General features: G+C 58.4%; 7 protein-coding genes and 2 pseudogenes. 5 read left to right on the top strand and 4 right to left on the bottom strand.

Annotated features, from left to right (window positions below; genetic code table 11):
• A pseudogene (locus LZD57_RS23025) lies at nucleotides 1-115 on the top strand (IS5/IS1182 family transposase); the annotation flags it as partial.
• Nucleotides 116-127: 12 nt separating this feature from the next.
• Here the strand turns inward: LZD57_RS23025 and LZD57_RS23020 are convergent.
• Both LZD57_RS23020 and LZD57_RS24270 read right to left on the bottom strand, forming a co-directional pair.
• Nucleotides 128-382 (bottom strand): annotated as a pseudogene (locus LZD57_RS23020) (helix-turn-helix domain-containing protein); the annotation flags it as partial.
• Between the two features lie 226 nt (nucleotides 383-608).
• On the bottom strand, nucleotides 609-965 hold the full coding sequence (locus LZD57_RS24270) for a DUF6538 domain-containing protein (protein ID WP_420844852.1): 357 nt from the start codon (nucleotides 963-965) through the stop codon (nucleotides 609-611).
• A 418-nt stretch (nucleotides 966-1,383) separates the two neighbouring features.
• Here LZD57_RS24270 and LZD57_RS23015 point away from each other — a divergent pair, with 418 nt between their 5' ends.
• Together LZD57_RS23015 and LZD57_RS24265 are read left to right on the top strand one after the other, a co-directional pair.
• The gene (locus tag LZD57_RS23015; RefSeq protein ID WP_233721936.1) at nucleotides 1,384-1,971 is read left to right on the top strand and encodes a transglutaminase-like cysteine peptidase; all 588 of its coding nucleotides are present in this window, start codon (nucleotides 1,384-1,386) and stop codon (nucleotides 1,969-1,971) included.
• A 724-nt stretch (nucleotides 1,972-2,695) separates the two neighbouring features.
• Complete coding sequence (locus LZD57_RS24265; protein ID WP_420844851.1) at nucleotides 2,696-3,238, top strand: PilZ domain-containing protein; 543 nt, start codon at nucleotides 2,696-2,698, stop codon at nucleotides 3,236-3,238.
• A 156-nt stretch (nucleotides 3,239-3,394) separates the two neighbouring features.
• Here the strand turns inward: LZD57_RS24265 and LZD57_RS23010 are convergent, their stop codons facing one another.
• Both LZD57_RS23010 and LZD57_RS23005 read right to left on the bottom strand, forming a co-directional pair.
• Nucleotides 3,395-4,207: a metallophosphoesterase family protein gene (locus LZD57_RS23010; protein WP_233721935.1), complete on the bottom strand. Its 813-nt coding sequence runs from the start codon at nucleotides 4,205-4,207 to the stop codon at nucleotides 3,395-3,397.
• 132 nt (nucleotides 4,208-4,339) lie between these two features.
• Nucleotides 4,340-5,842 carry an O-antigen ligase family protein gene (locus tag LZD57_RS23005; RefSeq protein WP_233721934.1) on the bottom strand — a complete coding sequence of 501 codons (1,503 nt, stop codon included), beginning with the start codon at nucleotides 5,840-5,842 and terminating at the stop codon, nucleotides 4,340-4,342.
• A 782-nt stretch (nucleotides 5,843-6,624) separates the two neighbouring features.
• Here LZD57_RS23005 and LZD57_RS23000 point away from each other — a divergent pair.
• Both LZD57_RS23000 and LZD57_RS22995 read left to right on the top strand, forming a co-directional pair.
• Nucleotides 6,625-7,380, top strand: coding sequence for a sugar transferase (locus LZD57_RS23000; RefSeq protein WP_233721933.1), 756 nt, complete (start codon nucleotides 6,625-6,627; stop codon nucleotides 7,378-7,380).
• Between the two features lie 108 nt (nucleotides 7,381-7,488).
• Nucleotides 7,489-8,082 (top strand): L,D-transpeptidase, encoded by a 594-nt coding sequence (locus LZD57_RS22995; protein WP_255700128.1) that lies wholly within the window; start codon nucleotides 7,489-7,491, stop codon nucleotides 8,080-8,082.
• The last annotated feature ends 191 nt before the right edge of the window (nucleotides 8,083-8,273 follow it).

Below are 8,273 nucleotides of genomic sequence, written 5' to 3'. Positions count from 1 at the left end.
CTTCAATCGCATCAAACAGATGCGGGGCCTTGCCACCCGTTATGACCGACGGGCCGACAACTTCATGGCCGCGCTCAAGCTCGCTGCCATCCGCATCTGGATCAATGCACAATGAGTCCGCGCCCTAGTGTGGCTTGTCCCGCTTGGTCTCGACGATCAGCCGCTCGATCGGGTCCGGCAGCTGGTTGGCGTAGCGCACCGGCCGCCGTGAGCGGTCGGTCAGCGCTTCCAACCCCTCGTTCTTGTAGCGATTGAAGATCTTGTAGCCGGTCTTTCGGGAAATCCCGAACGCGCGGCACACATCGCTCATGCCCTCGCCGTCCAGAAGACGGGCTACGAAGCGCAGACGTTCGTCCATGACGGACCTTTCCATCCACGGCATCAACACCTCTCGCAAAGCGAAAAGTGTTACCCATGTCTCCGGTACGAAGTGTCACCTATGTCTCGGGTCGGGCATTTCCAGCACCGAAAAAATCCGTTAACACCTTGAACGGCAAACTCATTTCAGCCGTTCTAAACCCTTTCGCGCGGTCGTAGCGAAGCCGGTCTGAGAAGGCCGGTTTCAGCACCGTCCGGCGATCCTCCAATCGTCCGCTCGTCCGGAGATTTCAAGGGTTCGCGAGGAAGCCGAGGGCAGGTCTAAGTGCGCCGTCGAAGGTGCTTAAAGGCTTTCCGGCTTCCGCCCGCTGCTCATTGAGACTTTTCAGTTGTTCGCGGCTGATTGTCGGCGGTTCGCTCTTCACGACGTCTGCGGCTCGGGCGTTGAGGCAGGCCCCGAGATAGCGGGCTTCCTTCGTCTCTCGGGTTTTCAAGCTGAATTTAACATGCGTCACGCCGATTCGCTCAGCGAGTCCGTTCGGCAGGCGCTTGCGCCAGTAATAGACGGCGCCGCGTCGGGCGATGGCCGTATGAAGTCCCGTTCGACACGGCCCGAACTCGGGTCGTGCCGCAGTTCTGTGTCCCACCCGTGTGTGCCACTTTCGGTATGCGACCCCGTGGAAGGGCAGAAACTCAAGCGATTTCCGTACGTTGGCTCAATTGGCTGGGGCGGCAGGATTCCGACTGACCAGCGCAAAACAAGCCAATGCAGGGACTTCGGTGCTCGAAGAACCGCAGCGATCGATCGTAAGTGTACCGTCTGAGCGACGGTGTTCAAGGACCCATCGCGCCGGATCCACAGTTTCGATGAAAGGCGGTGGATGAAGCGCCTGGAGGTTCGTCGCCTTGCGCTCTGAGGACCTATGGGGCGTGGAGACCCGCGAAGCCCTGTCGATTTCGTCTCGATCGACAAAATCGCGGTCGGCTAAAATTTGAGATAATTGCTCAACGGGACAGAAGCCCGGAGATGGTTTTCTAGCCCCATCAAATCGATGGAGGCGGGCCATGAAACTCACCAAGAAATTCGGCGCTCTGATTGCAGCCATGTCGATCGCCGCGGCGGTCGTTCAGCCGGCGGAAGCTGGCGGTCTCGCAGGCTTTAATCGGCAGAGCCTGACCACTGCGAAGCGTATGCAGGAAGGGCGGAACGTGATGGCGCCCTTCGCCTTCATCCGCTTCTGCACCGCCAGCCCGGCCGACTGCCGGGTCAGCCGCGAACAGACGGTCGCCTGGAGCGGAAGCGTGAATGCGTTGATCGCCCGCACCAACTGGCAGGTGAACAGCCGTATACGTCCTACCAACGAGCGCTCCGACACGTGGCGGGCGGACGTGTCCTCTGGCGACTGCGAAGATTTTGCACTGACCAAGCGCCGGCATCTGATCAAGGCGGGCTTGCCGAGCTCGGCGCTTCGCATCGCCGTCGCCAAGACGCCGAGCGGGGAGGGGCACGCGGTCTTGGTCGTCAAGACCACCCGTGGCGATTTCGTTCTCGACAATCGCACGAACAGCGTGAAGCTCTGGCAGCGGACGGATCTTCGCTGGGAGAAGATCGCCTCGGCGGAAAACCCCTATATCTGGCGCAAGATCGTCTGATCCTCGTTCGAGACGACGGCGTTTTGCAGAAGCGATCGGATCGCCAAAGTGCGATCCGAGAGATTGCCCAAGGTTGAAGCTGGCGAGACCCCAGTGGGGTAGCCGAGACTAAAGTGCTCGTACTGGGTCCGAAGTCTCCCGATGTCAGTGATTTGAGGCATCCCCGAGAGCATATCGGCCAGCAGGAAAGACAGCGATCGCGATCGGCTTGAGGCGATCGCCGCGGCATGCTGATTTGTCCGGCACTGCTGGAGAGCATGGCGAGCAACGCCAGTTACAGCATGTCCGGCGCCATCATCCTCTGGCGCTCCTGGAAAAGTCCGAGGGGCATTGTCATGCTTTCTCGAACTCCTCGACGACAGATCCTTAAAGTTCAAAATTGCCGACCAAATGGTGACGAAGCCAACCTCACGGGCCAGGCGGAACTGTCTCAACAGCATTCCTGGGTTGTGGAGTTGCCGAATATGAAGTCGGCAAGTACGGCAAGCCGTATTCAGTTTATATTTTACGAGCCGATGTTGTAATTCGTCGTTGAACGATGCATCTAGACGAGCATTTTTTGATAGAGTTTTCCTAAATTAATAAAACCAACATTATCTTTTCCACGTGTATGTCAAATTGGGCTCTCGGACCAACGCCGTGTTGATTCTGAAAGCCCCGCTGATTGACCTCAAATTTCGATTCGTCAACGCCGACGGGTAATCTGTAATTCGGAACAGATTTTATGAATCCTCAGCAAATCAGAGTGATAATCGAGAACTCAGATCTTCGAGGAAACCCGCGTCGTATCCTCCAAATCCCGTTAGATACGACGGTAAATGATGACATTGCAATTCACTCATTCATACATAATATTTCTGTTTCGGGCCTCCTGATCGAGACGGAAGCCGATCTTTCTATTGGCGAACTCATAGATGTTGACGTTCCCGAAACCGGGTCCAGGCTGGCAGAGGTGGTTTGGAGCAGCGGTCGGCTTTTCGGCTGCAGATTTAAAGAAGCCATTTCGCAAGCTTCAGTGAATGCCGTCGTTCTTCGAGCTCCCTTTACTCGTCCATCCTCCGTTTCGATAAAGGATGGACCGGGGAACAAGTACGAGGAAAATGCGGATCACAGCCGAGGGACGGAGACTTTATCATCTGATGCTGGGCGACGGCTGACTGATAGAAATCAATTTGCAATCTCAGGCAGGTCTATACGGATCATTGTTCTCGGAGTCTGCTCGATTTTCTGGGTTATATTATTCATATACGGCTTTGGTGGGTTTTGAATTTCGTCACCGCAGGTGACGAGCAGACAGGATCGACTTCTGCAGCAAGGGGCTCGATAAGCCGGGTCACGTCACTCCGCGCCCGCCTTATACTCGCAGACGTCGGGGTGCTTTGAAAATCTGCGTCGGATGTATCGTTGCGGCTATATCGCCAGCTCAGCTCTGAACGCTGATGAATCTAACATCTTCGCCGAGCAGTCGCACCGCCGTCAGCGGGCCCCCCATATAGGCGCCGGTATCGATCCCGATGCGGAACGGCGTCTGGACCGGCTGGCTGGCCGGTGTGTGGCCGTGGACTACGATCTTCCCGAGCCCATGGTCCCCGGCGTTGAGAAACCGATCGCGAACCCACATGAGGTCGTGGTCGGTCTGGTCCGCGAGCGGTGTTCCAGGACGGACGCCGGCATGGGTGAAGAGGAAGCGCGGCGTCGAAAAGGCTACCGGAAGCGCGGACAGGAACTGGCGGTGTGCTGGTGGAAATGCCGTGACGAACTCTTCGAGCACGGCCTCATGACCGAGCCGCATTTCGTGGGTGAGGTAGTTGAAGTCGAACCCATACGAAAACAGGGTGTTGTCGCCGCCGAATTGCAGCCAGTCGCCGATCCCGATCCGCCCCTCGAGGAGATCGAAGAGCATCGCCTCGTGGTTCCCTGCAAGGCACAGGCGGCGGAAGCCGGCTGGCGGCTCAGACAGCAGGTGGTCGATGACCGCGGCGCTGTCGGGTCCTCTGTCGATGAAGTCGCCGATATAGACGAGCAGTTTCGTCCCGATCGTCGGCTGGGCGTCCTCGAAGATTTTCGTCTCAAGGCGCCGTAGCGCCTCGATGCAGCCGTGGATGTCTCCGATGGCATAGACACAGGGCGGATCCACCGAAAGTTCAATGCGCCGCCTCGAAGGCGCCAAAGGTCTCTCGTCCTGGACACCGCTGTTGAAGAGGCGGCGGACGAACTGCCATGCTTTTGCGAACACGCGATGTCTTTCGTCTATCCGTCCATCGGTGCCGTCATGGCGCGATTGCCCGTCGCGACACGTGGCGTTGCTACTGGCTGTGGCCGCACCCGACAAGGGGACGAATTGCCGTACCGCCCTCGGGAGGCAGCTTTATGCTGTCTCTCGGTCCCGTGCGTTCTGCGGCGATGCCGCGCCGCGCAGTCGCAACGGCTTATCCGAGGATGACCGGGGCATGGCGGACCTTCCGAGGCAAATCGTCGTCGTCGCTCCCAGAGTGGCAGCGAAGTAGGCGGCCATGCCGGGGATCTGCAACGAGAAGTCCACCAAGCTGTGAAGGGTGACCAGGATCACCATTCCCGCCGCGGCGATGGGCACGTAGCGCAGGCTCCGCCGCGTCTTCAACCCCGTCCGGATATTGCGGGCAATGTGCCAGTAAGCGGCGATGAGGAACGGCACGAAGACGATGCCGAGACCGAAAAGCCCCTCGAGATAGAAGTTATGAGCTCGGACGAATATTCCGTAGGGAATCCCGCACTCGATCGGTCGATAGCGCGGAAAGGCATTCTCGAAGGTGCCGAAGCCGACGCCAAACAACCAATTGTCGAGGAAAGCCCGCCAGGTCGCGCCGTAGACGCAGAGACGCGCAATATCCGCCCCCTGCTGCTCGAGCCGCGTGAACGCCTGACTGCCGAAGACGATGGCGATGAGGCCAATCGCCACGACCACAGCGCCGGTGATACCTATTCGCCGGCGAGCAGACATGGCCGGCTGCCGTGGATCTCGACGTCTCGACATCCAATCTCGAACGAGAGCTGGTGCGATAACCAGATAGGCGAGCAGCGTCGCAAGTAGGGCGCCGCGAGATTTCGTCAAAAACAACGCCAGCAGAGTGAGCAGGAAGAAAAAGACCGGCACTGCGACGCGCAGCTTGTCTTCGTGCTGCAACGATGGGTCGGAAAAAAGTCTGACCAGTGGCGAGTGCCCCCCGATGTTTCGAACCTCACAGACGGTGAGGATCAGAAGGACGAAGCTGGCGACACCCAGCAGCGTCCCTGCCGTATTGCGATTGACGAAAACGCTCGTCAAACTATCGCGGTAGTGGATCTTCTCGAAGAAAAGCAGGCTGTCGCGAAGCCAGACGATCTGAATGACCCCAAACAGCGCGAAGCCGCCGCCGAGAATTCCCAGGAAGCGTATCAGCCGGAAAGCGCCATCGTCTCGCTGGAAGAGATCGACAGCGGCAACGTAGATGAGGATCGGCAACAACGCCGTGAACATCCCTTCGTATGTCGCCGACGGCTGCACAGAGATGGATTCCCCGGCATAACCGAGGAGAGCGTTCGCCTTCGCCCAGATCTCGTTCGCGAACGGATTTCCGGGAAAGCTCGCAGCCTGGAACGCCAGATAGGCGGCAAAGCTGGCAGCGAGGATCAGGGCAGCGGTCTGCGGCGAGCGCCCGGATGGCGCAGTTCCGCCGACCCGTCCCAGAATGGCCGCCAGTCCTATCAGGATACAAGCTGGGTAAAATGCGAAGGCGTGAACACCGCCCTTCGGCAAAACGATGATCAGCAGCCCGCTGTGGAAGAGTGCGCGCCCCAGTAGGATAGCCCACCCTGGCCCGGTTCGGGCCGAATTCTGAGGCACGATCGTCACCGGCAGGTTGGCACGACGCGGGTGACACCTCCGGAGATGACGGGACGCGAATCGCAAGTCGGAACGGCCTCTCGCAATCGCCGAGCAGTGTCGGCGCCGTACTCACGGAGTTGCAGGAGCCGGTTCAGGCGCCGCTCCTCGCGGTCGACTGGCGCGGAGCGCCGATAGTCGTCATCCCGCTGCGAACGGACGTCGTTGCACGGAAAGCCATCGCCGAGGCAGCGCGTTTGGGAGTAGCTCGGCACCGGTGGGGTGAAGAGCAGAACGCATGATAAGGTGATCAAAAGGCGCATGAAGGTGCTGTCCCTCTTAGCTGAAGCGAAGGTCGCTGCACCTCGTGAGATGCGGAACACGACTATGGTGCGAAATCGTGCTGACGCGACGACGCGAAGACTGCGCTCTGGCCTGCCGGTGATCAGCCACTTTCTATACCAAGCCGCCGTGATTTTAGGCAACTGTGGCAAACGAAATACGATTGTTTACCAACGAGTTAATTTTTCGCTGACCCGGCGTAAAGCCGCGTGACAAATCGCGCGCTCGTCGTTAATGAGATGTTAATCACATCCGAGCCGAGCACTGCTCGTCCCATGATGGAACAAGTTTGCGCATGCGTGGATCGTTTGAGTTCTACGAGGTGGGATTTTGCCTCGTTTTGGTTCATCGGGGAAGAAAGTTCTCGTTTTCCCGAATCTGAGGTTGTGGACGCCAATCCCGTGCCGTATAGGCAGGTTTCAGGGTAACGTCCCATTCATCATACCGGCGAGTTCCGTGAGGGTGTGTTGATGAGCATGCAAGATATGACTGTCGAATTGAGCGGTTTGTCCTACGGCGGCTTCGACCGGGTGGACGCTCCCATGGTCCGCGAGCACAATCGGTCGATTTCGCGGGCTGATGGAAGACAGATCGGGCAGCAATCTGCTCTCTACGTCCGTTGGGGCTTCAAGCGGATCTTAGACGTCGTCCTTGCTTCGGCCATCCTGCTTTTTCTTCTGCCCGCGATCCCGCTCATCCTGATGGCTCTCATCATTCAGGATGGGTCGCCGATTATGTTTCGGCAGAATAGATTAGGTAAGGGCGGTACGACTTTCCCTTGCTTGAAGTTTCGGTCGATGTGTCGGGACTCCGAAGCAAAGCTGCGTTCGCTGCTCGAAAGCTGTGACGAAAGTCGCATGGAGTGGAGTGTGACACAGAAGCTTCGCCGAGATCCTCGGATTCATCCGGTTGGCGCCCTTCTGCGCAAGTCGAGCATCGATGAGCTGCCTCAGCTGATCAACGTTCTGAAGGGCGAGATGAGTCTCGTGGGGCCACGTCCGATGCTGCCCGAGCAGGCGCCGATGTATGGCGAGAAACTCTGCGGCTATGGATCGGTTAGGCCCGGTCTCACCGGCCTCTGGCAGGTGAGCGGGCGGAGTGCGCTGACCTTTGAGCAGCGTGTCGATCTCGACTATACCTATGCGACGCGGGTGACATTCCTCGGAGATCTGAAAATTCTCTTGAGGACCGTCAAGGTCGTATTCCAGTTTGATGGAAGCTGCTAAAGTCCCCGGATTGAAGCTGTCCTTTCAACAGTTCAGGCGCGGTTTTTCGCGGGACGGCATTTGAACTGGTTAAGCTGAGGGTCCGAGGTGAAGCTGCAAGCCGTTTTGATGATGCTCGTAGGCGTTTGGCAAAGTGGCTGCACTCCCGTCGATGCTTCTCGGTATGGCCAAGTTCTCGATGCAGGCTATACGGTTTCGGCTGTTCCGCTCAATCAGATTTCCCGCGAATACGTCCGTCAAGAGATTCCATATCAATCAAGCTATCCGCCCGGGACGATCATCGTCGATCCTTCAAACTATTTTCTGTACCTCGTGCAGCCTCGAGGCCGCGCGATCCGCTACGGCGTAAGCGTTGGCAAAGGCGCTTTCGGGTGGTCAGGCAGAGCGGTCGTCGGCAGGGAGGCTGCTTGGCCGAAGTGGACTCCTCCTGCAGAGATGGTCGAGCGCTCCCCTGACCTCCGGCGCTACCGTGGCGGACTGAAGGCGGGAGCTGTCAATCCGCTGGGAGCCCGCGCGCTGTACCTCTTCAAGAATGGCAGAGACACGCTTTATCGGATCCACGGCACTCCAGAATGGTGGTCGATCGGACGAAGCGAGTCGTCCGGCTGTATTCGGATGCTGAACCACGACGTCATCGACTTGGCTGCTAGGGTGAGTGTGGGTGCGCCCGTCGTCGTGCTCCCGCGCAAGTCGATTCTCTGACTCTCTCGCGTCACCGCTTACTAGCCGCCTGTCAAAGCGGCTCGTCAGAATATGCAGAGAAAGATCGCCGCCCAAGCGCAGAGGCAGAACCCTACTAGGGCGTAGCGAAAAACCGTCCCGACGGAGACATACGGGCGCAATCTCACGAGCGGAGCGTGTCCGTGCTGTCGATCGAAATGAAGTGTCCGCCC

Source organism: Jiella avicenniae, from assembly GCF_021390325.1.
GTDB classification, from domain to species: Bacteria; Pseudomonadota; Alphaproteobacteria; order Rhizobiales; family Rhizobiaceae; genus Jiella; species Jiella avicenniae.
Note: the sequence above shows the minus strand (reverse complement) of the source record. Positions and strands in the feature narration are given on the sequence as shown.

Coding starts and splice junctions, on each gene's coding strand:
- LZD57_RS23000 (WP_233721933.1), top strand. CDS start 6,625: ATGAGCATGCAAGATATGACTGTCGAATTGAGCGGTTTGTCCTACGGC.
- LZD57_RS24265 (WP_420844851.1), top strand. CDS start 2,696: ATGAATCCTCAGCAAATCAGAGTGATAATCGAGAACTCAGATCTTCGA.
- LZD57_RS22995 (WP_255700128.1), top strand. CDS start 7,489: ATGATGCTCGTAGGCGTTTGGCAAAGTGGCTGCACTCCCGTCGATGCT.
- LZD57_RS23015 (WP_233721936.1), top strand. CDS start 1,384: ATGAAACTCACCAAGAAATTCGGCGCTCTGATTGCAGCCATGTCGATC.